The sequence below is a fragment of the Paenibacillus sp. 19GGS1-52 genome, from assembly GCF_022369515.1.
GTDB lineage: Bacteria > Bacillota > Bacilli > Paenibacillales > Paenibacillaceae > Paenibacillus_AQ.
This window is the reverse complement of sequence record NZ_CP059724.1, coordinates 4,448,458-4,474,230: the sequence shown is the minus strand read 5'-3', so window position 1 is coordinate 4,474,230 and position 25,773 is coordinate 4,448,458. Positions and strand designations below refer to the sequence as shown.

Below are 25,773 nucleotides of genomic sequence, written 5' to 3'. Positions count from 1 at the left end.
CAAAAGGACCGCACAAGCTAACCCTTGCTCGGTCCTTTTTGTTATGCATCACAACGTCTGACCGCTGTCCACTGTAATAATCTGTCCAGTCATTGCTTCTTGTGCCAATGCGGAGCAGATGAAATTAGCAATGTCTTCAGCAGTTGCAATGCGCTGTAGCAGCAGATTAGGCGCCAATCTGTGCATCTGTTCTTCTCTGCCAGCCCACCATCTGGTCGCGACGGCACCTGGAGCAACACAGTTGACTCTAATCTCTGGAGCCAAGGCGCGTGCTAATGATTTTGTAAGCCCATGGACAGCAGCTTTGGATACAGCATAGGGAAGAGAAGAGCCTGATCCGGTCTGGCCCGCGATGCTGCCGAGATTGACGATCGCTCCTTGTTTATTCTTCTTCATATAAGGAGCAACAGCTCTGGCGCAGAAGAACATGCCTTTGACATTCACATCGTATAACGTATCCCAAATCTCCTCTGTAGCGGCTTCTAAATCTTCGAGGGGAATATGACTCGTGATACTGGCGTTATTCACCAGCAGATCAACCGTGCCATATTGCAATGCGATTGTATCTACCATACGACGAACTTCCTGATCCTTCGAAACATCAGCTTGTACAGCGATAGCTTGCCCGCCTTGATGAACTATCAGCTGTACAGTTTCCTGTGCCTCTGCTTCAGAACGGGAATAGTTCACTGCGATGATTGCTCCGCGCCGGGACAGCTCCAGGCAAACAGCCCTGCCGATTCCCGTACCCCCACCTGTTACCAGTGCCACTTTACTTTTTAATTCCATCCTTATCTCCTCCTTATGATGATGTATGCTATATATTAAGAGTATTTCATTTATTTAACTTTGTATAATTGAATTAATTGAAGTTTTAGTTCAATATTATTGAATTGTCTAGTGGAGGGAATAAGCCATGGATCTCAAAATATTAAAAACCTTCCAAACCATCGTACATTCAGGGAGCTTCAATCGTGCGGCAGAAGAACTGAATTATGCCCAGTCTACCGTCACGATGCAAATACAGAAGCTGGAAGCTGATTTGGGTGTCCAACTCATCGAACGTGGGAAGCAGATTACTTTAACGGAAGCCGGTCGGCTGTTTCATGAACAAAGTCTACATATTGTTAAAGATATGGAACGGTTACAGAGCAGCTTGGCGGATATGAAAATAGGAGAAGCCGGCAGTATTCGTGTGGGAGTTACGGACCCTACTGCCAGTTATCGCTTTCCGCTGCTGTTGCAACAGTTCATGACTCTTTTCCCCAAGATCGAGGTGTCTGTAGATATAGCAGGCACACCGGCTCTCAGTGAGCGGCTTCTCCGTGGAGAGCTGGATTTCGCGCTATGCTCGGCACCGGAGCTGAGTAAGGAGCTATACTTTGAGCCGCTGTTCACGGAGGAATTCGTCTTGTTAATGCCGGAACAGCACCCACTAGCCAATCAGCAGGTTGTGACATCGGAGGAGCTCCGGGGTCACCGTTTACTAATTACTGCTGTCAATTGTCCTTATCGCAAAAAACTGGAAAGTGTGCTGCAGGAATCCGGCGGACCCCCATTGAATACCATGGAGATCGGGAGCATGACCGCTCTGAAATATTATGTGGAGAGTGGTTTAGGGCTTGCCCTTGTGCCCGAAATTATGCTGAATCCGACTCCTGTCGGAACCGTGGTCAAGAAGCTTGCGGGGCAGGCCATTAATATGAGCTGCGGCATTCTTTGCCGAGTCGCCGATTATCCATTGAAGCAGGCGAACTTAAGGCTGCAGCAATTTTTACGGCAGGAGTTAATGAAACAAATCCGAGTATAGCTGAGAAAAGGAAAGGTGAGCTGAGATGAGTGGAGCTGAGACTAAGCTGGATTTAGAGCGGATTGTGTATATTGGCAGGACATTTGAGGAATATATGCAGATGTTCAAGCTGGAGCGAGAGGAGTTAGCCGGGCGCCGAATCCTCGATTGTCCTTCAGGCGCCTGTTCGTTTACTGCTGTAGCACATCAATTTGGAGCTGCGGCAACCGCAGCAGATATCGCTTATTCCTACTCCGCTGAAGAGCTTGAACAGAAAGGGCTGCAGGATATTGAGCATGTCATGCTCGAACTGGTAAAGGTCCAGAATAATTTCCGCTGGGACTATTTCAAATCTATTGCTGATTTAGGAGAGGCTAGAACGAAAGCACTGATGGCTAGCACACACGATAGACAACAAGTTCCGGAGCGGTACGTTCCTGTTACACTGCCTGTGTTGCCGTTCTCGGATCAAGCCTTTGATCTGACGCTATCAGCTCATTTCCTGTTTATGTACGGCGATCGGCTGGACTATGATTTTCATGTGCGGACACTGCAGGAGCTGATGCGTGTGACGCAGGAAGAGATTCGGATCTTTCCTCTGGTTGATCTATCGAGCAAGAGATATGAACACTTGGATCGCCTAATGGATTATATTGTAAGTCAGGGTTGGAGCGCGGAAGAAATACAGGTTCCCTATGAGTTTCAAAAAGGTGCGAATCAATTGTTGCGGATAACACGTGGAGTTTAAGTCTAGAAGACATCAGGACATACGCAAAACCCCTATTATTGATAGTTCATCAATAGTAGGGGTTTACGTTGTAATTACTATACCCATGTTCTTCTCAGACTCCTTATCCTATCCTTTGTTCTCATTCGATAGAAATCGTCCGAGGCAGCAACTTTTCGGCCTATCCTGTTCGATAAATCTTCTCAATTCCATACTCTTGTACCGAATAGGATTGATTATTCATCATTTAAGCTGTAAGCAGCTCATACCATTTCGTACTAGAGACGAATTTGAAATCTTTACCGTTAGGATAAAAGATATAGTATCAATCTCATGGATTCGTTCCACTAAAGGTTGCTTTTCGAATAGATTTTACCTTTCCGCTAAGTTTTCCTTCTAGTAGATTGTTTTTCCTTGAGTTGATAGTTAAACTATACCTCCATTCTGCGGATTAGTAAAAACGCAAATAGTCTAAACTAGGGTATATTTTCAATGGATTGCTAATGAAAGCGCTTTAATTCGGTCTTTTCCTTTGTATCTCAGCTGATGGAAAGGATGAGCATATTGCACTTTGGCAGAACTATGACTATAGTTGGCATTTATATAGCTAGAAATACCTTTTGAAGCGCGGCAACGATATGGAGGAATAAATGATGAACCTGTTTCAGATGACAACTAACGCTCATGGAATTGAACGTAAGCGTGAGTTTCTGAATGATAATTTTGTATGTATAGGTTGGCCGGGGATTGGTGATTTAACGAATATTAGTGCCGATGAACTCCAGAATAAGCTGGAGCAGATTTATCCATATAGCGAAGCAGAGCTGAGTGCATCGCTTGCAGCTATTCATTGTTTTGTACACACCATGCAAGACGGGGACTATGTGCTGGTTGCTGATGGTGATTGGGTACATCTAGGTGATCTTGGCGATTATTTTTACTATGAAGTATTTGATACTCCAGAGGAAGGTAAATGTCATCGACGGGGGGTAACCTGGTTAAAAAGTCTTCCCCGTGCCACGCTAAATGCCGGAGTCCAGAAATGGTTCGCCGTAAGTGAGCCGATTTCACAGTACAAAGGACCACTGCCGAGTGCTCGACTGGATCTGTGGGTTACGGCTGGAGCAGCTCCTGAGGCCACCCAATTAACGGAAAAAGGCCCTGTTCAGGTAGATGAAGGGACGCTCGCCGAAGCGCTAAATATCTTGAAACAGGCACTGCGCAGTGAGGACGTGGAGCGGCGGGAACGAGCAGCGATAGCACTTCTAAACTATGCAAAATGAAGCGGGCATTATTCGAACTGAAACTTCGTCGTGAGACGTGAAAATAAAGCGTTTACCATATATAATGAGTATGATTAAATAACATGTTGGTACCTTATCAAATAATTGAATTCACATGGAGGCAATCATGAGTATTTTCTATGATTCGAAGGAACGGATCTTTCATCTGCAAAGTAAAGAAACTAGCTACGTTATTCAACTGCTCCATACCGGCATTCCAGCTCATGTATATTGGGGGAGAAAAATTCGCTCTAGCGGCTTGTCTACCATCCTGCAGCGGGCAGAAAGATGCTCATTCTCGCCAAGTCCATTTCCGGAAGATATGACACTCTCCTATGATACGTTATCACAGGAATATCCGGCATATGGGGTGGGGGATTTTCGGCATCCCGCGTATCAGATTCAGGCGGAGAACGGCACGACGGCCTCAGAGGCTATTTACGACAAGCACCGGATTTATAAAGGCAAGCCTTCGTTGGAAGGACTGCCGGCTACTTATGCCGAGCATGAAGACGAAGCTGAGACACTGGAGCTAGAGTTGTTAGATACTGTTGCTGGGCTGCGGATTATTTTAAGCTATACCGTGTTTGGGGAATTGAACGCTATTACCCGCTCGGTTCGTTTTGTAAATGAAGGAATGAACGCTCTGAAGCTGTTGCGCGGGCTTAGTATGAGTGTGGATTTCCGTGACTCCAATTATGATCTGCTCCACTTGTCTGGCTCATGGGCGCGGGAAAGATATGTAGAGCGCAGAGCGCTGGCTTCTGGAATGCAGGGTGTGGAAAGCCGCAGAGGCTCAAGCAGCCATGCGCACAATCCATTTATTGCTTTGCTCTCCAAGGGTGCTGATGAGGATCATGGAGATGTGTATGGCGTCAGCTTGGTATATAGTGGTGGATTCTCTGCTCAAGTTGAGGTTGAGCCGTATAAGACAGCACGCTTGTCCATCGGTATTAATCCCTTTGATTTCAACTGGCTGCTGGAAGCGGGCCAGTCTTTCCAGACTCCGGAAGCCGTAATGGTCTACTCAGCTGCGGGAATCGGTGCGATGTCCAGAACCTATCATAAATTATACCGTACTCGCTTGTGCCGTGGCAGTTTCCGCGATCAGACGCGGCCGGTATTGGTCAATAACTGGGAAGCTACCTATTTCGACTTCAATGCTGAAAAGATTGAGGATATTGCCCGTGCTGGCAGTGAACTTGGCATGGAATTGTTTGTATTGGATGATGGTTGGTTTGGACATCGCGACGATGACCGCAGTTCACTAGGAGATTGGTTCGTAGACGCTAAGAAATTGCCAGCAGGGCTTGAGGATCTGGCCCGTCGGGTCAATGAGCTAGATATGCAATTTGGGCTCTGGTTCGAACCGGAGATGATCTCGCCGGATAGCGAGCTGTACCGTGAGCATCCAGATTGGTGCCTACATGTACCAGGCCGCCGCAGAACAGAAGCACGGATGCAGCTAGTGCTTGATTTCTCACGCGCAGATGTGTGCCAGGCGATTGGTGACAGGATTGCTGATGTCTTGCGCAGTGCGCCGATTTCTTATGTGAAATGGGATATGAACCGCAATATGACCGAAATTGGTTCCGCGTTGCTACCTGCCGAGAGACAACGGGAAACGGCCCACCGCTATATACTTGGTCTTTACGGTGTGCTTGAACGGATAACCTCGGAATTCCCGAATGTACTCTTCGAGAGCTGCTCCGGAGGCGGCGGTCGCTTTGATCCAGGTATGCTTTATTACATGCCCCAGACTTGGACAAGTGATAATACAGATGCGATCAGCAGACTCAAAATCCAATACGGAACCAGCATCGTGTATCCACTCAGTTCAATGGGTAGTCATGTCTCGGCTGTGCCGAATCATCAAGTGCACCGCAATACTTCATTAGAGCTGCGCGGGCATGTTGCTATGTCTGGCAATTTCGGCTACGAGCTGGATTTGACCAAGTTCTCGGAGGCAGAGAAGGAAACCGTGAAGGATCAGGTAGCTCTATACAAAGAGCTCCGTTCACTTGTGCAGTTTGGAGAACAATACAGACTACTCAGTCCTTTTGAAGGCAATGAGACAGCCTGGTTAATAGTTGCAGAAGATAAATCGGAGGCCGTTGTAGTCTATGCACGGGTCCTAGCTGAACCGAATGATTCCCTGTATCACCTGCGTTTGAAGGGTCTTGATCCGGAAGCGGATTATGAGTGGATTGAAGGGGGAGGCATATATGGTGGAGATCATCTGATGTATGCTGGATTACCTCTGCCTGACCTGCATGGAGACTTCCAAAGTATTCTATGGCGCTTCAAAAAAGTCACAGATGGAGCAGCAAAATTATAATTGGATCAGCCAGAACCTAAAAACGGTCCTTTCCGGAATCATTCCGGAAGGACCGTTTGCTGTATTTTATTCAACTCAGAAAAATTCAACAAATTCATTAACCGGCTTGCGGTAACCACGGGGTCTGACTTTTTGCTGGTTGTCTTTGCCGATCGTGATCAGCATAACAGGAACCATATTCTCCGGCAGCTTCAAACTAGTGCTGATAGCTTCCGCATTGAAGCCGATCATCGGACAAGTATCCCAGCCTTTATCTTTGGCAATCAGCATGAACTGCATGGCCGACAGGGAAGCATTTCGGATAGCTTCATCGCGTTGGAAAGCGTCATTTCCAATGTAGGCACCATTAATAGATTCGATAACTCCGTCGTATTGCTCCGGGGTCATCGCCCCTAGCAGTTTAAGTCCATTGTAAATTTCCGGAGCTTGCAGATAGGCATGTTTATCACCAAGGACTACAATGACTGCTGAGGCTGTATGGATTTTATATTGCCCATATGCACCTGCGCGGATTTCTTCTTTCAAGGTATCATCGGAGATCACTTTGTAATGGGCATGCTGCAGATTAAATGCTGATGGTGCAAGCCGAGCGTAAGAGAACATCTCTTCCAATTCACCTTGAGGAATTTTGACACCCTCCACAAAATTATTAGCCGATCTGCGGGATTGAACCAACTCTGAAAAAGTACTCATAAGGTAAGCCTCCATAATCTATTTTGGTTGATAATAATCAATGACTGATATTAGTAAATTAGCTTACTATTTGTTACTTACTCAACATAACACAGCTGATGTGGGTCGTCAATGATCAAACACATTTTATTTTATTTTTTGGTATGAATCTGCAACGAAATGAAGAAATTCAATATCTGCCTGTCCGCTTTTCAGTTGAGTTTGATATAATGGATGAGGAAAAATAAATACATATTCAGTTCTTGAGGAGGATTCTTCATATGGGATTTAAACAAAACGACGTCGTCTTGTTTCAAGGCGACAGCATCACAGATTGGGGACGGAATTACGAGGATGCCTCGTCGCTTGGCGTAGGTTATGCACTTATGCTTGCCGGACGACTAGGTCATCTGTATCCCGAGTTGAATCTTACGTTTATTAACCGCGGGATCAGCGGCAACCGTGCAGTGGATTTGCAGGGACGCTGGGATAAGGATTGCCTGGAGTTGAAACCGACTTGGGTATCTATTTACATCGGTATTAATGACACTTGGCGCTACTTTGACTCGGGTGAGGAAACTACGCCGGCACAGTTTGAAGCAGCCTATCGTGATCTGATAGAGCGTACTAAGATAGCTCTGGATGCTAAGCTGGTGCTTATTGAGCCCTTCGTATTGCCTGTTCCAGAAGACCGCAAAGGCTGGCGTCAGGATTTGGATCCCAAAATCCACATTGTCCGTGAGCTGGCACGTGAATATGGTGCACTGCTTGTACCGCTTGATGGTCTGTTTGCGGCGGCGTCCGTAAAGGCTGAGTCTGCGTATTGGGCACCGGATGGTGTGCATCCTTCCCCTGCGGGCCATGCGCTTATTGCTGAGGCCTGGTTGAGAGCAGTAGGGGCGTTAAGCTAATCGGGATACTTGATTCGAATCTTTACGATTTCTCTTGATGTGAAAGGCTGGAACCGTTATCCAACATGCGGATTCGGTCTTTTTTTCAAATCGTGTGAACCAAGAATAGCCCAGCCATGGAGCTTGAAAGGAGAATATACAATGAAAGAACTAATTGCCGACGTCATCCGGTTCCGCGATGTGCGCGGCTGGACAAAGCGCAACAAACCTAAAGATATCGCGATCTCCATCAGCCTCGAAGCCTCGGAGCTTCTGGAGCATTTTCAGTGGGGGGACTGGCATGAACCAGCACAGAATAAACGCGAAGAAATTGGGGACGAGCTGGCGGATGTGCTCATTTACTGCATTACGATGGCGAATAGCATGGATTTTGATATCGAGACCATTATTCGCAATAAAATGATTAAGAATGGGCAGAAGTATCCGCTTGATCCGAGTTAATTCTGAATATAGGTTGGCAGGGAGCATCTCCATCTCTGTACAGACATTTCTCTTCACTTCTTGACACTGTTATAATTGCGTTATACATATGTCTTGGAGGTGGTTACCATTAGGCGTTTATTTCTAATTGTACCTTTACTTTTAGGTTTAGTATTAAGCGGATGTCAGAATGCATTTGGATTCATTAATGCGAGGTGGATCACCGAGATTTCCCTCAGTCAGCATCGGGTTGAACAGGAACAGCAGGACCCGATCAAGGCCAAAGTATATACAGAAGCTGCGTTCATTAAGACAATGGCGGAAGCGATGAATAATAGCAAGAAACTTTCCGGCGAGCTAGATTACGAACCTGAATTTGATATGTTGCTGACTTATGGAGATGGTTATACGGAACAGTACTATCTGGCTCTGGGGGAGAAAAAGGGATATAAAGGTCTGCTTGTTTCCGCTGAGAACAGCGGCCAAGGCTACTCCATTCCGGTTAAAAACTCAGATAAACTCAGAGATCTCATCTTCGGAGTTTCTAATGCCACTGGTGTGGACGGCGCCTCATCTGTAGATGCTAAGGTCTCGGTCACAGGTCCGATAACCCTGACTTTACCATCGGGCAGTATGGTTCAAGCAATAGTTCCTTCTATAAGCTGTTTACGCTTGGTAAAGATAATGCAATTGAGGAGCTAGGGATTGAGCCTGTGACTGGGCTTATTATCAGCAGCCCTGAGAGGTATTCAGTAATGCTGGGCAAGTAAAGATGCGAGAGGAAAGTGAGTCAGATGACGAGTGATACAGAGAAGGATTTGATCGGATTAAGAGCAGCAGGTAAAGTGGTAGGCTACACTATTGCCGAAATGAAGAAAAAAGTGGTACCCGGCATGACGACGGCAGAACTTGATCAGCTGGGGGCAGAAATACTAGAGCAATTTGGCGCGAAATCAGCTCCTAAGGTTACATACAATTTCCCAGGCAGCACTTGTATCAGTGTCAATGAAGAGGTAGCACATGGCATTCCAGGCTCTAGAGTTATTGAGGCTGGTGATCTGATCAATATTGATGTCTCGGCGGAACTGAATGGGTATTTCGGAGACGCTGGTGTTTCTTTTCAACTTCCTCCATATGATGATAAGATTCTGCACCTTTGCCGTAGTACGGAAGAAACGATGATGAGCGTGATCAATCATCTCAGAGCTGGCATGAAGGTGAATGAGATTGGCCGAGTGATGGAGCAGGAAGCCCGTAAACACGGCTATAGAGTAGTTCGAAATCTGTGCAGTCATGGGATCGGCAAGTCACTGCATGAGAAACCCTTTGAAATTCTGCCGTTTTATAATCCGCGGGGAACTGCAGTTCTGAAGGAGGGACAGGTGATTACGATCGAGCCCTTCCTCTCAACTGGGGTAGATTATGTAGAACAGCAGGCAGACGGATGGACACTGAGTGTGGCGGACAACAGTAGAGTAGCGCAGTATGAGCATACCATTATCGTGACCAAGGGTGAGTCGATTATCCTAACAAGCGCGTAAGGGAGGGTTATCAATGGGGGATTTACCGCAAGTAAGCAATGCCTTTTTGACCTTTATGAAGGAAGCGCCCGAACAGCAGCAGGCATGGATGGAGACCGTTCAGAAACTTGAGGCGGCAAGCAAGCTTGACCCCAAAACAGAAGAGATCGCCTATATTGCGGTTCTTGCCGCAGCTAGACTGGAGAGTGGGCTGCCCTTTCATGTGAAACATGCGAAATCACTAGGCGCAACCCGGGAGGAAATTATAAGCGCAGTCCTGATTGGTCTTCCGGCAGTAGGGAACGTTGTGATTCAGGCTTTGCCTATCGCGCTGCAAGCGTATGATGCGGAGTGAGAATTGCCTTTATTCTTTTTGACGGTATCACATTTCTGGACTTTGCCGGGTTCTATGATGTCATTCACCGTTTGGGGCAATTTGCTGTTGGTAAAGAACTGGCTTGGGATATTTGTGCTATTACGCCGACAGTGACCGATGAGCTGGGGCTGACTATACAAGTTGGGAAGGTGCTGCCTGAGCTCTCGCCGTATGATTTGGTATTTGTTCCTGGAGGAATGGGTACCAGACAGCTTCGTTATGATGAGGCATTTGTAGCGTGGTTAAGAGGAGCACAGGATGTCCCTTATAAAGTATCTGTCTGTACCGGATCTTTGCTGCTTGGAGCAGCCGGGTTCCTAGAAGGAAGAATCGCCACCACGCATCCCGCAGCTTACGATCTGCTTAAGCCTTATTGTGCAGAAGTTGTGCACTCACGTATTGTACATGATGGCAATATGATCACAGGTGGTGGAGTCTCGACTTCAATCGATCTTGGGCTGTATTTAATCACACAATTCGCTGGTGAAGAAGCAAATGGACTACCCCTATGATATGCAAGGTATAACCCGGCGGTAAAGACGAAGGGGATAATCGGAGGAACCAAGGATGAGTGGGCAAAAGAATACGCAAGCGCCATTTCAGCAATGGATCAACGATAAAGCACAGTGGGAACAGCTTGCCGGATATATGCGGCAGGAGAGTAATCTGCCCGGACCACGGAGTAATCTAGGCCTGGCAGAGAGTTTTGCACAGCTATATGGCCATTCGGCAGTAACAGAAACAGCCTGGGAGCTGCTTTTGGCTTGGGCTAATATTGCCGAAGCAGATGCAGGAACAAATGACCCCCGCGAGTTTTTGCCGTTCTGTGCCGTCTGTGCAGCCGGTGCACATTATGAGGATGCGAAGGAAGAGCGGCGCTGTGTAATTCGGGCTATGATTCAATCCGCCATGAATGATTCGAGGTGGAGGGTGCGCGAAGCGGCAGCGATGGCGATGCAAAACATCGGGGAGTTTGACTTTGCACTCCTGCGGCAGCTACTGGATACATGGAGAGTAGGTGCGAATATGCTGGAGCAGCGGGCTTTTGTAGCAGCATTAGCCCATCCGCCCTTGCTTAAGGTACAAGAGAACACTCGGTATTGCCTTAATCTTGCATCCGGAATTATGGAGGAGTTACTTTCGAGTGCTGGAGCTCCAAGCGACCGAGAGCATTTTCGCGTATTATCCAAAGGGCTAGAGTATAGTCTCAGCGTATTCGTAGCGAGTGAACCGGAGGCTGGATTCGCTATGCTGCGGCATTTCGCAGAGAGCGGCGATGCCCGGATCAGTAAAATAGTGAAAAGTAATCTAGATAAAGCAAGGCTGAGTAAAAAATATGTCTCGCAGGTTGCTGACCTTTTCCTCCTCATGGGTTGACAAAGGCCTGAAATGTAACTATTATTGTTGCATCTACTTGTCAACGGACAAGAAGAAACGGCTTTGCCGTCCTTTTAGGGATAGCATCCGTTTCTTCGAGAAATATAAGGATAAGATATCTTGTGCAACATATAAATTCTTATATTTGGACAAAAGGAGCGATTCCTATGAACATCAGCACCCGATTTGCGGTTGCTATTCATATTTTAACATTGATCGACAGCAATAAAGACGGCAAAAGCACCTCTGAATGGATCGCAGGTAGCGTTAATACTAATCCAGTAGTTATCCGCCGAATCACTAGCATGCTTCACAAAGCAGGTCTCGTGGACGTCCGCCCGGGTGTTGCAGGAGCTCAGCTTACGCGTAGCGTGAGCGAGATTTCCTTGCTGCAGATTTACAAAGCGGTAAATGCGGTGGAAGAGGATTCCTTGTTCGCTGTACATGAACATCCCAATCCTGAGTGTCCCGTGGGCAAGAACATTGCCGGGGCGATTGTCCCCGTGTTCTCGCTCGCTCAGAAAGCGATGGAGAGTGTTCTCCAAGAGGTTACCCTTGAGCAAATAGTGAATGAAATTCCTGTTTCTTAACTCTTTTATAATGCAGTGCTGCTAAAGATCAGAACGTGACAACGTGTTTCTGGTCTTTTTTTTGCGTGGAATGAAGTAACTTTACCTAGCGAATAATGGGGAAAGAAGGGATTATAGGGGGAATATTGAATTTATAGAGAATGAAAAGGAGTTGGGAAGGATGGATGGGATTTTCTTCTTCGTAGGATTTTGGGCATTGAGTCTTGTGGTACTGGTACTCATTATCCGAAACGCTATAGACGGATCAAAGTCTGCGGCAAAAATGGATGTGTTAATTCAGGAAATCAGACTGCTGCGGAAAGATATCAAGAATAATAAACATATCATAGATAAGAAAGTATAAACCCAAATAAACTAAACAGCTTTATACAAGCTGCTAGGAACAAATGGAGGATTTATGTGGACAGCATTGCAATAATCTCTGATATTCACGGAAATATAACGGCTCTGGAAGCCGTATTAGCTGACATTCAGCAACGTGGGATTACTAGAATATTTTGTCTGGGGGATATCGTCGGGAAAGGGCCAAGCTCTGATGTTGCTCTTGATTCAGTGAAGGAGCATTGCGAACGGATTGTTATGGGGAATTGGGATGATCTAATGACCCAGGGAAGTTCATATGCTGCAATAAAGTGGCATCAGCAAGTTATGGGTAAATCGCGTCTGGACTACTTAGGTACGCTACCATTTTCAATTGAGTTTATGATGAGCGGTAAATATATACGATTGTTTCACGCTTCACCTCGCAGTCTGTATGAACGAGTTCAGCCTTGGGATGATTACGACACACGAATCTCATTATTCGAATCCTCCGAGTTGTGTGAAGAACCGAAACAGGCAGACGTTGTTGGGTATGGAGATATTCATAATGCGTATCTTCAGAATCTGGAAGGTAAGACGTTATTTAATGTGGGGAGTGTGGGGAATCCACTGGATTTAACGCAAGCATCGTATGTAATTATGGAGGGGGAGTATGGAGGGTTGTCTCTGGCACCTCTGAATATACAATTTATAAGGGTTCCATATGATATTGAGTTAGCCATTCAGCAGGCCGTTGATGTAGATATGCCTATGTTGGAGCCGTATATAATAGAACTTAGAACCGCCAAGTACAGAGGGCTTAAAGACTAATTGTTAAGTTTGACTCGATATTTTGCAAAGGTAAGGTGAGGAGATGGCAGCCAAAGATTATGGTCTGGAATTATTTAAAGGAACAGCCGCCTATTATTCACGATATCGACCCTTATATCCTTCATCACTTGTTCGGTACTTAGTGGATCAATTTGCACTGGATGGTACAGGGCGGATGCTCGATTTAGGCTGTGGGAGTGGTCAGTTAGCCTTGAGATTCACAGATTGGTTTCAACAAATTATGGGCATGGATACTGAACCTGAGATGCTGGATGAAGCAAAGCGCTTAGCCACTGAATCTCGGGTGGATAACATCCAATGGTTAAATGGCAAGGCGGAGGATATAACTGCAGAGTTTGGAGAATTTCGGCTTGTTACTATAGCGAAAGCCTTTCATTGGATGGATAGAGGTAGAGTGCTTGAGCTATTGTACAATAACGTTGCCAGTAATGGCGGGATTGCAATAATAGACAATAGTCTAAAAAAAGAGGAGCCGCAGATTTGGCAACAAAAAGTAAACGAGGTTGTAAGGCGTTGGTTAGGGGAGGAAAGAAAAGCAGGAAACAGTACATACACTCCTCCAGCAGAAAAATATGAGGACATCCTTTCAAGATCCCCATTCAAAAGAGTGGAAAGTCACCAATTGCCCTGCTACACTCACATCTGGACTATCGATTCAATAATCGGTAACCTATACTCCACTTCTTTCGCCTCCAGGCGTCTGTTTGGCAATAATGTGGATCGGTTTGAAACTGATTTGCGTCAGACTTTGTATGATTTCTCAACTAATGGACTACTAAAAGAAGTGCTATCTGTGGATGTTATACGTGCCTATAAGGAATAAAAGATAAAGTGGAGGAGCTTATGAAATCAACTCAAATTTCTATTCTTATTGCAAGTCTTATTCTAGGTATTTCATTTATTATTGGATGCTCACTAATTAATAATAATATGGAATATGAAGGAAGATCAAGTAATGAATATTATAAAAGCTGAGTATGAAGTATTAAGTGTGGCTGGATCTTTTCAAGGTACTATGTTCCCTTATATAAAAATCGACAATGAGTATTTCATCAGTAGAGATGAATTAATGAATTGGATCAAAGATGCGTCTATAAACAAAAGGAAATATATCAATGGCCAGTATTAAAAATTGGAAACTTGCCTATAAAATTGATCAGCGCTTGCCAAACTTCATCCAGGCCGCCGATCGTTGAGCGTTTACTTTTACTTGAGTGTATTTTGTTAGGGTGGTGAACAAGATCAAAATCCTGTTTGTGTGCAGCCAGAATAGATGGCGGAGTTTGACGGCGGAGAAGATTTTTCAAGGTGTTAACGGCTATGAGGTCAGATCAGCTGGAACAGAGGATCATGCGAGAATTAAGATAACCGAAGGACATGTAGGTTGGGCGGACATTATTTTTGTGATGGAGAAGAAGCATGCCAGAAGAATCCAGGATAAATTCAGAAGCAGTTTATTGAATAAGAGGATGATTTGCCTAAACATACCGGATGATTATCAATATATGGATGAAGATTTAGTGGGACTCCTTGAATCCAGCGTTTCAGAATATATCGAATTACCCTAAATTTAGCATAGCATACTTGCTAATATTGCTCGGGAAATTACGCAAAGAAAATTGATTCTCGGGTTTCTGCCCAACTTGTTTGATGAACAAGGAGAGCAGCAATCCAACTATACTGATCCCTACGATTACGAGGTAGGCATCATTGATGCCCTGAATCGAAGCTTCCATAATCATATGTTTCTGTGTTCCGCCTGCGGCCATCATATCCTGCATATGAGTCTTGGTACTGCTGGCCATGACGGTAACAAGCAGAGAAGTACCTACTGCACCGTCCACTTGTTTAACGGTATTGGAAATGGCTGTACATAGGCCTCGCGTGGGTTCAAACATCCTTTTGCGTCGTATCCGTTATTGCTTAGATAGGTGCAAACAATTTGATTGAGCTTTATATCATCCTCCACAACAAGTATAATAGCCAAATGTTAAAAAAATGTTTAATGAGTAATTAAAGTATGAGGAATTGGGTTAACCTTCACAAGGGGGAGCTAATATACATCCCGCGAATACCGTTTGCTTAATGACATCTCTTTCACGTAATCGTCAACCTCATCCGTATTCAGCCCACTATGCTGCAGAATGATTTTTTTAAGCGTAGCATCGACCTCTTTGGCCATCTTATTGGCATCTCCGCATACATAAAAGTGTGCACCGTCTGCTAGCCATGCCCATAACTCCGCTCCATGCTCAATCATGCGGTGCTGAACATAAATTTTTTGAGTTTGGTCACGTGAAAAGGCGGTATCCAGACGATGTAAGAAGCCTTCTTGCTGCATCGTCTCAAGCTCATCCTTGAAGAGGAAATCACTATCCGCCCGCTGTTCTCCAAAGATTAACCAGTTCTTGCCCTTGGCCCCGATGGTTTGACGCTCCTGTAGGAAGCCGCGAAATGGGCCGACTCCTGTACCCGGTCCGACCATGATCATCGGTACATCCGGATTGGAGGGTGGGCGGAAATGGGCCGCCTTTTGAATGAAAATCGGAATTTCAGTATGCTGTTCGGCGTGGTCCGCGAGGAACGTGGAGCATACACCCTTGCGCGATTTTCCATTTACTTCATAACGTACGGTTGACACGGTTATATGTACCTCATCTGGTTTAGCCTTCGGGCTTGATGAAATGGAGTACAAGCGCGGCTGCATAGCTTTGAGATATTGAATGAATTCCGCTGCAGTGGTAGTTACCGGAAACTCCTGTAGTAGATCAACCAGCTGATGCCCCCCTAGCCATTTCTTCAGTTGTGCTTTATTTTCACTCTTAAGAAGCTCACCCAATATGCTGCTGTGCGAGTGTTCCTGAACAAATTGAAGCATACCGAGTGTGATATGAGTAATCTCGAAGTGCCGAAGCATCGCTTCGGTGAGGGGCATCTCTCCATGGTCTTTAACTCTCACTGGAACGGAAGGATCAAGCTTGATGGCAGTTAAAATATCATCGACGAGCTCTGGACAGTTGGTCGGCCATATGCCCAGTGCATCACCGGCTTCAAATTGCAGACCGGTGTTTTTGAGGTTGAACACATATTGGCGTATTTCTTTCTCGGAGGTCTCTTTGTTCAGCCGTCGATTGGCTAGGATAAACGTCTGAAGGGGATGATTGCGGTCATATTTATTTTCCATCATAAGCTCGACAGTAGCAGTAGATTCCGCAGCGGGTTCCGATATGATATCGCTAAGAGTGTGATTCCCAGTTGAAGCGGGATTAGTAGCTGATTCGAGTAATGACAGCTCGACCGCACTGAGCCACGATTCACTTTGCTCTTCATAATCCGTATCACAATCGGTGCGATTCAGGAGCCGCTGCGCGCCAAGCTGCTCCAATCGGACATCAAGATTGCGTCCGAATCCGCAGAACTGATCATAACTAGAATCGCCGAACGCAAGAACGGTGTAGCGAAGACCGGATAATTGAGGCGCGTTATTTGCGTTTAGGGCCTGCCAGAAGTATTCACCGTTGTCTGGCGGATCACCAGCACCGAAGGTGCTGGCCATGAACAAGACAAGATGTTCCTTAGGGAGATCTGCTATGGAATAAGCATTCATATTTACAAGCCGTATGTTATGACCGGAATCCTGCAGCTTCTTGGCGTAGCTGATTGCAGCATTTTCCACCGTTCCGGTTTGTGAGGCCCAAAGAATAGTGACAGGCAGCTTGCTCTCACTCTCTACTGCAGGCGAGAATGTGCTGGACTCTGGTGAGGCTGGTAGTGTAGGTGCCGGAATGAGATCTGCATCAGGAAGATAGGTGCGGGAGAACATACCCGCAAGCAAACCATCCATCCAATACCGTGTGGCCGGTTCAAAAGGTGCAGTGGGAGGAAGTACGGGAATACCCGGAGTCAATATCGAATCCTTCGTACGCAAACTGGCTAAGAATCCGGAAATGTATATTTTCTCATGATCGTTCAGCGTCAGGGTTGAAGTAGGTTCAATGCCTAGCATGCTGCTTAGCAAATCCACTTGCGCCATATATGATTCCTCCTTCACTTCAGCTTCGACGGATGGCATGGGGGCTCGCACAAGAGAAACGGCACAAAATTTAAATTCAGGCTGAAAGGATAGGGGATCGATCGCATCGTTAGTGACGTCGTTTATGGCCAGATTGTCGCCAAATACATCATTCCAGTGGAAGGGAGCAAAGCTGTTGCCCGGACGAACCCTATCGGTTATAACCGCTGGCAGCCTAGCGAAACCTCGTCGTGAGCGGACTTCTACAAGATCTCGCTCGGTTATGCCAAGCGTTGCGGCATCTTCGGCGTGAATCTCGATAAAGGGTCCCGGATTTAGCTTATTTAAGGTAGGAATCTTACCCGTCTTGGTCATGGTGTGCCATTGATGCTGCAGGCGCCCAGTATTGAGTACAAAAGAATATTCGCTGTCCGGCATCTCTGCGGGTGGTAAATAGGGACGCGCCAGAAAAATCCCTTTTCCACTTTCCGTCGGAAATACGAGGCGTGGGTTACTGCCGTCTGCATATGCTATGAGCGTCTGACTGACCCCATTGTTCAAATAGCGGATCGGATTTCGATCACTTGGGCTGTCCGGGGCGCAGGGCCATTGCATAGATGTTTCGTGTAACCGTTCATAAGTAGCCCCGCGGATGTCATACCCGGTTTTGGGATTCCAGGCTTGTTGGATTTCCTGATAGACATCAGCCGTAGAGGTGTAGGAAAAAGCGGCAGCGTAGCCCATTTCACAAGCTACCCGAGCGATGATCTGCCAATCGGGCAATGCTGCTCCGGGTGGATCAACGGCCTTTTGCAGCAAGGTTAAGTTGCGTTCGGAATTGATCATTACGCCTTCGCCTTCCGACCATAATGCGCCAGGCAGCATAATATCTGCATATCGGTTAGTCTCGGTATCCAAAAATGCATCCTGTGTAATCACCAGTTCCGCCTGTTGCAAGCCGGCGATGACCGTCTTCCGATTGGGAACGGTGGCCACGGGATTCGTACAGATAATCCAACAGGCTTTGATGTCTCCAGCCTGCATACTCTGAAACATCGATACGGTGCCAGTGCCTACTTCGGTCCTCAACGTGCCTTGAGGGATGTTCCACAAATTCTCGATAAACCTACGATCAGCTTCGACTAACACCGAACGTTGCCCTGGTAAGCCCGGTCCCATGTACCCCATCTCCCGGCCGCCCATCGCATTCGGTTGACCGGTGAGCGAGAAGGGGCCGCTGCCTGGACGACATAGCGTCCCAGTTGCCAAATGCAGGTTGCAGATGGCATTCGTATGCCACGTTCCATGTGTACTTTGATTGAGCCCCATGGTCCAGCAGGTCATCCACTCGGGTGACTCGCCGATCCATAAGGCGGCTTGGCGGATATCCGCTTCGGGAATCCCTGTTATTTCGGCAACACGGTCCGGCGTATAGTCTTCTAAAAAGTCGAGCATATCCTCCCAACCGGAGGTAAACTCAGCGATGAAGTCCGGATCGGTATGCCCATTGTTGACAAGCAAGTGCAAAATACCATTAAGCAGGGCGAGATCAGTTCCAGGTTTGATTTGCATATATAGAGTTGCTTTATCCGCAGTGGTATTGCGGCGCGGGTCTACGACGATCAGCTTGGCTCCTGCTTTGACCCGATCCATGACCCGCAGGAACAGAATGGGATGACAGTCGGCCATGTTGGCTCCAATGACGAAGAACAAGTTCGTTTGATCCATATCCTGATAAGAACCTGGTGGACCATCCGACCCAAGTGAAAGCTTGTAGCCGCTGCCGGCACTCGCCATGCATAAGCGCGAATTGGACTCAATGTTGTTCGTACCGACGAAACCCTTGGCTAGCTTGTTGATCAAGTACTGTGCCTCTAGGGACATTTGGCCGGACACATAAAAGGACAGGGCATCTGGGCCATGTTGATCAAGGATATTACGCAGGCGATTTGCAGTTTCAGTGATGGCAGCATCCATTCCGGTACTGAGCAGTTCGTTCTTTCGTGACAGACGTGTATACGCAGATTCCATTCGCCCAGATTCTGTGAGGGCTTCGGCGCAAGTTTTTCCTTTGGTACACAATCTACCGAAATTGGCAGGGTGCTCTTTATCGCCTGTGACTTTGACCACACGGTTATCAGATACTTCGAGCACAATTCCACAGCCAACACCGCAATAGGGGCAGACGCTTTTCACTTTTGTAGTGGTCATGTTGATGTTGGTTCACCCCCAGGGAAGTGCTCTTAGCACGGATTTTGTTTCATTTATACAGTCTTAGAAGTTAACTCCAGATTCCTTGGTAGCCCAAGACTTTTTCCAAGAGCGGGTTACAGCGTAGAATACCATTGTTGTTACTAAAACGATGGAACCTATAACCAGAAATCCAGTCACGTGAGAGCCAGTAGATTCTTTTAGTGGACCCAGTATGTACTTGGGCAATAAATATCCGCCTAAACCACCTGCAGCTCCGACGAAGCCGGTAATGACTCCAATCTCCTTGGAGAAACGTTGCGGAACTATCTGGAATACCGAGCCGTTTCCCATACCGAGGCAAGCCATCATAACACTTGTATAAAGAAGCATTAATAGGAAGGAATCAGGCATTGTAGCAATGGCAAATGCACATACTGAAATGATACCGAACAACATCGTCAAGAAGCGCATACCACCAATTTTGTCGGCAATCCAACCACCTATCGGCCGAAAGAAGCTGCCTGCTATAACTGTAATGGTAACGAGGTAACCGACCTGTATTTTGGTTATACCACCGGCGTGAACATTATCACCGTACACATCGTAGAAGAAAATACTAGCGTAGCTGGCAAATCCGACAAACCCGCCAAATGTAATCGCGTAGAAAATGGAGAACCACCAGGTATCCGCAAATTTTAATACACTGAGGTAATCCTTCAAGGTTTTAGGTGCAGGGGCGTTTGGTGCATCCTTGACTAAAACTGCAAACACAATAATGACAAGGACCAAAGGAATGATTGCGATGCCAAAAACATTATGCCATCCGTAAGCCTGGGCGATCTGCGGTCCGAAAAAGGTAGCTAGCGCAGTACCACTGTTTCCCGCTCCGGCAATGCCCATAGCCAGCCCTTGATATTGTGGTGGATACCAGCGACTAGCCAAGGAAAGCGCTACGGCAAAGCTCGCACCTGCGAATCCGAGCAAGAATCCGATGGATTGAACTTGAAGCAAGCTAGTGCCGCCTAACCAGCCCCAGAGCAGAGGGACAATGGAGAGCGCCATTCCGATAAGGCCTGCTTTTTTACAGCCAATACGGTCCGCTAATATTCCCATCGGTATTCGGAAGAAGGAACCACCCAATATGGGGATGGCGACCATTGTCGCTTTCTGAGTATCCGACAAACCGAAATCCTTGGTGATATAGAGTGACAAAGCTCCACACATTACCCAAATCATAAAGCTTACATCAAAATACAGAAAAGCTGACACCAAACTTGGAAAATGGCCTGATTTCCGAAAACTTTTTGCTTCCATCGCAAATTCCCCCTTAAATGTGTAGACGAAAAGAGACCGACTAACAGAACCCGCATACTTGCGAATTTGTTAATCGGCCTCATTGCCGGTGCAGTCACGTCATCGTGACTGACTTTTTAATTGTCTGAAGTAGCTGACACAACATTGTGCCATTTGGTTGTTGAAATCTTATAATGCTACTATAAATAGCTTTTAGGTTCGTGTCAATAAATATAACGTAAAAATTTAAAATAAATAATATTTAGGCTTTTTGTAGCGTTATTCATTAAATTACGTAATGAAACATAACATATGACGGAATTAAAAGATTGTGAGTGGAGGTAATTGACAAACATATAGAATGTAACTATAATAAGTATAGCAACTATGTAACTGGTATAGTTACAATATAATAACTTGATAAGTATATGAGGAGGAAGTTATATGACAGCAGCTACAACTTTACATCCCGACTTTTCGATAGGTCTTGTGCAGATTAGAGTAAGTAATTTGGAGCGCTCATTAGCTTTTTATCGGAACGTTGTAGGTTTAAGTGTTCTGCGGCAGGCTGGACGCGAGGTGGAGATGACCGCTGACGGTCAGAGTGTGTTATTGATTCTGCGTGAGATTGAGAATGCTAAGGTGCTGCGTCGTAATTCGGTGGCAGGGTTATATCATTTTGCGATACTAGTTCCGGATCGTCCGAGTCTTGGGTTGGTCATGCGCAACCTGATTTCTACAGGTATTCATGTGGGGCAGGGAGATCATTTGGTTAGTGAAGCACTATATATTCAGGACCCTGATAATAACGGCATTGAAATTTACCGGGACCGTCCCCGGGATTCATGGGAACACGATACAGAAGGCCATGTGCAGATGGCTACGGACCCCGTCGATGTAGATGGACTGATGGCTGCTTCGGCAGGCTTGCCTTGGAATGGACTGCCAGCGGGGACCGTTATGGGGCATGTTCATTTTCACGTTGGTGATCTGGGCCAGGCTAAAGCGTTCTACGTTGATCTGTTAGGGTTTGAGCTTACCGCCCATTATGGGGATGCAGCTATGTTCATCTCGGCCGGAGGTTATCATCACCATATCGGTCTTAATATTTGGGCGGGTCAGGGTGCGCCAGCGGCCCCTGTAGATGCTGCGGGCATTGATTATTTCACTCTTTTCCTGCCTAATGAAGAAGAACGTATAGCTGTAGTAGATCGTGTGCGTCAGGCAGGATATGCTGTTGAAGATATTGACGGCGTACCCGCGTTTAGAGATCCTTGGAACATTGGGATTAGATTGATTGTAAAGAAACTATAAGTCAGGCTGAAAGTGATTATATGATTAGAAAAAGAAGGCAGAGCCCGTTCAATCCGGCTGTGCCTTCTTTGTTATAGTTGCTTATCAGAGTCTGCCTAGAGATCAAACCTATGTCAGCCCTTGAGCCAATTCAGCAATACGGCGGTTTGCGTCTCCGCGATACAATCCCCCGTGATAGCAAATTACAGTATCGATGTCATAAGCGGCAAGATTGGCTAGGGAGTGAAGTGCAGTCGCCATATCTGGTGTAGCTGTAACATCTGGTCCGTGCAGTTCGCCATTTAGGACGGTCAATGCATCAGCAGCAATAAGGGTGCGGCTCTCCTGATGATAGAGGCTGAGATGTCCAGGACTGTGTCCAGGCGTATGGATGACTGTAATCCCGCCGGCAACAGGCAGAATGTCACCTTCTCCAATGGTATGATCTACTCTTCCTTTGGGAGGATGGGACAAGGTGAATAGGAACGCCCGCCGCCATTCCTCCGGGACATGAGGTGGGATCATCGCTGCAGCTGCAGCTAAGGCCTCCAGTGTATGTTTGAGCAGCATTTTCTCTCCCTCGATATAGGGCTTCTCCATTTCATGGGCTAGCACATTCAGCACGGTATCCTCTTCTGCCAGCATGGCAGGCAAGCTGCCAATATGATCCACATCCTGATGGGTTATTACAATTGTGTGCAGTCGTTTCCAAGGGATACTGGATTGTTCAATAACCTCCTTGAATTTGGACAGCAGGCCTGGATATCCGGTATCTACCAATACAGCAGTTTCCTCATCCCAGAGCAATGTAGGGTAAATGGTGTTGCTTCCTCCCATAACTTGCACTGAAATTTCTAACATTTCTATTCCTTTGGCAATATGCATGATATCCCTCCGTTATTCGTGTATAAGAGTGATTGGGTAAGGCTAATGCATATTTTAATTAAAAATTTATTATCAATCAATAAAATAGTTATATATTATAACACATATAAATATTTTTGTCAATATAGACTAAGGGGATATTCTATGAATTTTTCGGAATTATGGAAAGTAATCTTTCCATTTTACGGTGCCTGTGCTATTATTTAATGGAAAGTTAGCTTTCCATTAAGGCCGCAGGGGGGTTCCGCGTGAAGAATAGGCTCGAAGAAATAAGAAAGCAACGAGGCATCAAGCAAGAAGAACTTGCCGAAGCTTTGGAGGTTTCTAGACAAACCATAGGTTCACTTGAGAATGGACGGTATAATCCGTCGATCCTGCTTGCTTTCAAAATTTCCAGATATTTTAAACTGAATATTGAAGAAATTTTTATATATGAGGAGGAGTAGGGGAATGCATAAGAGTAGAATAGGGTTGTACGCATTTATAGCCGTTCTGGGTGCAGCTTCTGTCTATATGGGCGGTTTTGTTTTCACTGGAGATGCACTCAAAAGTCTCTCTGGATTATGCATTGGTTTGGGAGCAGCGCTATTTTGTCTGGGAATCGGTAATTTAATCGGCGCAGGGATCATTTCAAAGGTTGAGAATGAAGAGCTTGTGCGCAAGAAAAATATTGAAATGAACGATGAGCGAAATACTCGAATTAGAGAAAAGGTTGGAGCGCAAATTAATCGAATTGTCGTATATGCGCTTACTGTTATTGTTTTGGCACTTGGATTTATGGGCACGAATGTGATCATCATTATCATGATATCTTCTGTGTTGCTTTTGGAGCTTGTACTGGCCATTACATTATCCAATTACTATTCCAAGAGAATGTAGAGAAGTATAATTGCAACTAACCTCTGGGAGTTGATGAAGATTGGAGACATTTCTCGCTGTACTTGTGCTGCTGGGACTGATTGCAGTATCGAATATTGTGAACCGTTTTATTCCGTTCGTACCGATTCCACTGATCCAGATTGGCCTTGGCGTAATTGTCGTACTCTTACCCTCAGGCATTCATATGTCACTGGAGCCAGAACTGTTTCTGGTCTTATTTATCGCCCCGCTGCTGTTCAATGACGGAAAGCGGACACCCCGAAACGAGCTATGGAGCCTGCGTGCTCCGATCCTAATGTTGGCTCTTGGGCTGGTGTTCGCTACCGTCTTTATAGCCGGATATGCTATTCATTGGATGATCCCTACCATCCCCTTGCCCGCTGCGTTTGCGCTGGCGGCAATTCTCTCGCCTACTGATGCAGTTGCAGTAAGCGCACTAGCTGGAAGGCTGCATCTGCCCAAGAGTATTCACCGTATTCTGGAGGGCGAGTCACTGATAAATGACGCTTCAGGACTTGTGGCATTTAAGTTCGCCATTGCGGCAACAGTAACCGGGGTATTCTCTTTACGACAGGCGACTTTCAGCTTTATTCTCATAGCTGTAGGGGGATTGCTAGCCGGAGCACTACTGGCTTTCCTACTCATTCGCCTCAGTGTATTTATCCGCAGACTGGGGATGGAGGATGTCACGATCCATATGCTGCTGCAAATCCTGACTCCGTTCATTATTTATTTGGTCAGTGAGGAAATTGGAGTATCCGGCATATTGGCAGTTGTTGCTGGTGGTGTGATCCATGCGATCGAGAAAGACCGCACCATATCTCCGCAGTACAAGCTGCAATTAGTCTCGGCCAGTACCTGGTCGGTCCTGCTGTTTATACTGAATGGGATGGTTTTTCTCATCCTTGGTGTATCCATTCCTGACGTGATTGAAGTGATCTATCGCGATGATGCGGTGGATAACCTGTTGGTGGTCGGTTATGTCTTGGCGATTACTGCGCTGCTGATTGTGCTGCGATTCCTTTGGGTGTATCTTTTCTCCTTGTGGGGAAGCCGTTTGCGAAAAATGGAGAAGGTGCCCATGAAATCACATCTGATCACCTCGATCTCGGGTGTGCGGGGAGCGGTTACCTTAGCGGGTGCGTTCTCAATTCCTCTGGTGCTGGGTGACGGTTCTTCTTTTCCAGAACGCGATCTAATCATCTTCATTGCCGCAGGTGTTATTCTGATGTCGCTGCTGATTGCCAGTGTCTTCTTACCGCTGCTCGCAGGCAAGGAAGAGGCTGTGGCTGATGCCACTCTCGTGGGTTCGGAGCAAGCTGCCAGGTCGGCTGTAATGAATGCCGGGATGACACTGCTGCGAAGCATGATGACGGAAGACAAGCAGGATTCGGCATTGCCTGCGCTGACAGAGTTCACGGACCAAATCAAGAGACTAGGCAGCACGGAGCAGAATAATACTCCCTTGTCGGAGCATTTCCGCCAATTGGTGATTAAGACCCGAATCATTGGGCTGCATGCTGAGCGCAAAGAGTTGAATCGTCTACTAGAGCATACCGAGATCCCGGCTCCGGTAGCGCTGAAGATGGAAGAGTTGCTCGATCATACTGAAGGTTTTCTGGCCAGCACCCTGAACTCGCAAATTAAAATCTCTGTAACAGAGGTTCGGCGGCTATTCGCCGGCCTATTCTCAGGCCAGCGTGAGGGAGACGATGTACAGCAGGCCGTTCAATACGCTGAAAGTGCCAAAATTGCCAAGATAGCGATGTGCAGAGCGGCTATTGAAGCTGTTAAAAGCCAGTTGAACGCGGATAATCAGGAAGCCTCTCAGCAGGTTATGGGCAAATATGAGCAGATAATTGCCAGACTGAGACAGGGAAGCGACTGGACGAAGGATGGACTGGTAGATGACCAGAAGCTTGAACTGAAGCTGAAAGCCATTCAGGAGCAGCGGGATAAGGTTCAGCAGTTGTATGAGCAAGGGACGATTAACCGTAAAATCGCCGGCAAGCTGCGCCGGTATGTGGATCATTTGGAAACGTCAATATGGGAGGATTAACTTA

26 protein-coding genes and 1 pseudogene are annotated in these 25,773 nt (G+C 46.5%); 21 read left to right on the top strand and 6 right to left on the bottom strand.

The annotated features are described in order from the left end of the window. Window positions 1–48: 48 nt before the first annotated feature. Entirely contained in the window at window positions 49–789 is a 741-nt protein-coding gene (locus H1230_RS20945) for an SDR family NAD(P)-dependent oxidoreductase (protein WP_239711827.1), read from the bottom strand. Window positions 790–916: 127 nt separating this feature from the next. Between H1230_RS20945 and H1230_RS20940 the strand changes: the two genes are divergently transcribed. From H1230_RS20940 to H1230_RS20925, 4 genes are all read left to right on the top strand, one after another. Next, window positions 917–1,810: a LysR family transcriptional regulator gene (locus tag H1230_RS20940; protein ID WP_239711826.1), complete on the top strand. Its 894-nt coding sequence runs from the start codon at window positions 917–919 to the stop codon at window positions 1,808–1,810. A gap of 25 nt (window positions 1,811–1,835) precedes the next feature. After that, window positions 1,836–2,537 carry an SAM-dependent methyltransferase gene (locus H1230_RS20935; protein ID WP_239711825.1) on the top strand — a complete coding sequence of 234 codons (702 nt, stop codon included), beginning with the start codon at window positions 1,836–1,838 and terminating at the stop codon, window positions 2,535–2,537. Window positions 2,538–3,166: 629 nt separating this feature from the next. Next, on the top strand, window positions 3,167–3,799 hold the full coding sequence (locus tag H1230_RS20930; protein ID WP_239711824.1) for a hypothetical protein: 633 nt from the start codon (window positions 3,167–3,169) through the stop codon (window positions 3,797–3,799). A gap of 127 nt (window positions 3,800–3,926) precedes the next feature. After that, complete coding sequence (locus H1230_RS20925; protein ID WP_239711823.1) at window positions 3,927–6,137, top strand: alpha-galactosidase; 2,211 nt, start codon at window positions 3,927–3,929, stop codon at window positions 6,135–6,137. A gap of 75 nt (window positions 6,138–6,212) precedes the next feature. Here the strand turns inward: H1230_RS20925 and H1230_RS20920 are convergent, their stop codons facing one another. Further along, window positions 6,213–6,830 carry a nitroreductase family protein gene (locus tag H1230_RS20920; protein ID WP_239711822.1) on the bottom strand — a complete coding sequence of 206 codons (618 nt, stop codon included), beginning with the start codon at window positions 6,828–6,830 and terminating at the stop codon, window positions 6,213–6,215. Window positions 6,831–7,090: 260 nt separating this feature from the next. Between H1230_RS20920 and H1230_RS20915 the strand changes: the two genes are divergently transcribed. From H1230_RS20915 to H1230_RS20855, 13 genes are all read left to right on the top strand, one after another. Then, window positions 7,091–7,720 carry an SGNH/GDSL hydrolase family protein gene (locus H1230_RS20915; protein WP_239711821.1) on the top strand — a complete coding sequence of 210 codons (630 nt, stop codon included), beginning with the start codon at window positions 7,091–7,093 and terminating at the stop codon, window positions 7,718–7,720. Between the two features lie 141 nt (window positions 7,721–7,861). Beyond that, on the top strand, window positions 7,862–8,161 hold the full coding sequence (locus tag H1230_RS20910; protein ID WP_239711820.1) for a nucleotide pyrophosphohydrolase: 300 nt from the start codon (window positions 7,862–7,864) through the stop codon (window positions 8,159–8,161). A gap of 99 nt (window positions 8,162–8,260) precedes the next feature. Beyond that, window positions 8,261–8,842 carry a YhfM domain-containing protein gene (locus H1230_RS20905; protein WP_239711819.1) on the top strand — a complete coding sequence of 194 codons (582 nt, stop codon included), beginning with the start codon at window positions 8,261–8,263 and terminating at the stop codon, window positions 8,840–8,842. 92 nt (window positions 8,843–8,934) lie between these two features. Next, on the top strand, window positions 8,935–9,681 hold the full coding sequence (gene map, locus H1230_RS20900; RefSeq protein WP_239711818.1) for a type I methionyl aminopeptidase: 747 nt from the start codon (window positions 8,935–8,937) through the stop codon (window positions 9,679–9,681). A gap of 13 nt (window positions 9,682–9,694) precedes the next feature. After that, window positions 9,695–10,015, top strand: a complete 321-nt coding sequence (locus H1230_RS20895; protein ID WP_239711817.1) for a carboxymuconolactone decarboxylase family protein — start codon at window positions 9,695–9,697, stop codon at window positions 10,013–10,015. Further along, window positions 10,012–10,548, top strand: a complete 537-nt coding sequence (locus tag H1230_RS20890; protein ID WP_239711816.1) for a DJ-1/PfpI family protein — start codon at window positions 10,012–10,014, stop codon at window positions 10,546–10,548. The genes H1230_RS20895 and H1230_RS20890 overlap by 4 nt, the downstream gene beginning before the upstream one ends. A gap of 55 nt (window positions 10,549–10,603) precedes the next feature. Then, window positions 10,604–11,413 carry a hypothetical protein gene (locus H1230_RS20885; protein WP_239711815.1) on the top strand — a complete coding sequence of 270 codons (810 nt, stop codon included), beginning with the start codon at window positions 10,604–10,606 and terminating at the stop codon, window positions 11,411–11,413. Window positions 11,414–11,580: 167 nt separating this feature from the next. Continuing rightward, window positions 11,581–12,003: an Rrf2 family transcriptional regulator gene (locus H1230_RS20880; RefSeq protein ID WP_239711814.1), complete on the top strand. Its 423-nt coding sequence runs from the start codon at window positions 11,581–11,583 to the stop codon at window positions 12,001–12,003. Window positions 12,004–12,163: 160 nt separating this feature from the next. Then, window positions 12,164–12,346 (top strand): hypothetical protein, encoded by a 183-nt coding sequence (locus H1230_RS20875; RefSeq protein ID WP_239711813.1) that lies wholly within the window; start codon window positions 12,164–12,166, stop codon window positions 12,344–12,346. A 56-nt stretch (window positions 12,347–12,402) separates the two neighbouring features. Then, window positions 12,403–13,134: a metallophosphoesterase family protein gene (locus tag H1230_RS20870; RefSeq protein WP_239711812.1), complete on the top strand. Its 732-nt coding sequence runs from the start codon at window positions 12,403–12,405 to the stop codon at window positions 13,132–13,134. 43 nt (window positions 13,135–13,177) lie between these two features. Next, complete coding sequence (locus H1230_RS20865; protein WP_239711811.1) at window positions 13,178–13,978, top strand: class I SAM-dependent methyltransferase; 801 nt, start codon at window positions 13,178–13,180, stop codon at window positions 13,976–13,978. Between the two features lie 132 nt (window positions 13,979–14,110). Next, complete coding sequence (locus tag H1230_RS20860; protein ID WP_239711810.1) at window positions 14,111–14,284, top strand: hypothetical protein; 174 nt, start codon at window positions 14,111–14,113, stop codon at window positions 14,282–14,284. Between the two features lie 112 nt (window positions 14,285–14,396). Then, window positions 14,397–14,723 carry a low molecular weight protein tyrosine phosphatase family protein gene (locus tag H1230_RS20855; protein ID WP_239717441.1) on the top strand — a complete coding sequence of 109 codons (327 nt, stop codon included), beginning with the start codon at window positions 14,397–14,399 and terminating at the stop codon, window positions 14,721–14,723. On the opposite strand, the pseudogene H1230_RS20850 reads toward H1230_RS20855, so the two are convergent. The 3 genes and pseudogenes from H1230_RS20850 to H1230_RS20840 form a co-directional block, all read right to left on the bottom strand. Continuing rightward, window positions 14,715–15,026: pseudogene (locus H1230_RS20850) on the bottom strand (MFS transporter); the annotation flags it as partial. The gene H1230_RS20855 and the pseudogene H1230_RS20850 sit on opposite strands and share 9 nt — an antisense overlap. A 182-nt stretch (window positions 15,027–15,208) precedes the next feature. Beyond that, entirely contained in the window at window positions 15,209–19,378 is a 4,170-nt protein-coding gene (locus H1230_RS20845) for a bifunctional nitrate reductase/sulfite reductase flavoprotein subunit alpha (protein ID WP_239711809.1), read from the bottom strand. Window positions 19,379–19,441: 63 nt separating this feature from the next. Further along, window positions 19,442–20,674: an MFS transporter gene (locus tag H1230_RS20840; RefSeq protein ID WP_239711808.1), complete on the bottom strand. Its 1,233-nt coding sequence runs from the start codon at window positions 20,672–20,674 to the stop codon at window positions 19,442–19,444. A 423-nt stretch (window positions 20,675–21,097) separates the two neighbouring features. On the opposite strand from H1230_RS20840, the gene H1230_RS20835 reads away from it, so the two are divergent. Next, a complete protein-coding gene (locus tag H1230_RS20835; protein ID WP_239711807.1) occupies window positions 21,098–21,967 on the top strand; it encodes a VOC family protein in 870 nt (289 codons plus the stop codon). Between the two features lie 108 nt (window positions 21,968–22,075). On the opposite strand, the gene H1230_RS20830 is transcribed toward H1230_RS20835, so the two are convergent. After that, a complete protein-coding gene (locus tag H1230_RS20830) occupies window positions 22,076–22,831 on the bottom strand; it encodes an MBL fold metallo-hydrolase (protein ID WP_239711806.1) in 756 nt (251 codons plus the stop codon). 248 nt (window positions 22,832–23,079) lie between these two features. On the opposite strand from H1230_RS20830, the gene H1230_RS20825 reads away from it, so the two are divergent. From H1230_RS20825 to H1230_RS20815, 3 genes are read left to right on the top strand one after another with little or no spacing between them, the layout of a single operon-like run. Beyond that, on the top strand, window positions 23,080–23,277 hold the full coding sequence (locus H1230_RS20825) for a helix-turn-helix transcriptional regulator (protein WP_239711805.1): 198 nt from the start codon (window positions 23,080–23,082) through the stop codon (window positions 23,275–23,277). A 4-nt stretch (window positions 23,278–23,281) separates the two neighbouring features. Next, window positions 23,282–23,710, top strand: coding sequence for a hypothetical protein (locus tag H1230_RS20820; RefSeq protein WP_239711804.1), 429 nt, complete (start codon window positions 23,282–23,284; stop codon window positions 23,708–23,710). Between the two features lie 40 nt (window positions 23,711–23,750). Further along, window positions 23,751–25,769 (top strand): Na+/H+ antiporter, encoded by a 2,019-nt coding sequence (locus H1230_RS20815; protein ID WP_239711803.1) that lies wholly within the window; start codon window positions 23,751–23,753, stop codon window positions 25,767–25,769. The last annotated feature ends 4 nt before the right edge of the window (window positions 25,770–25,773 follow it).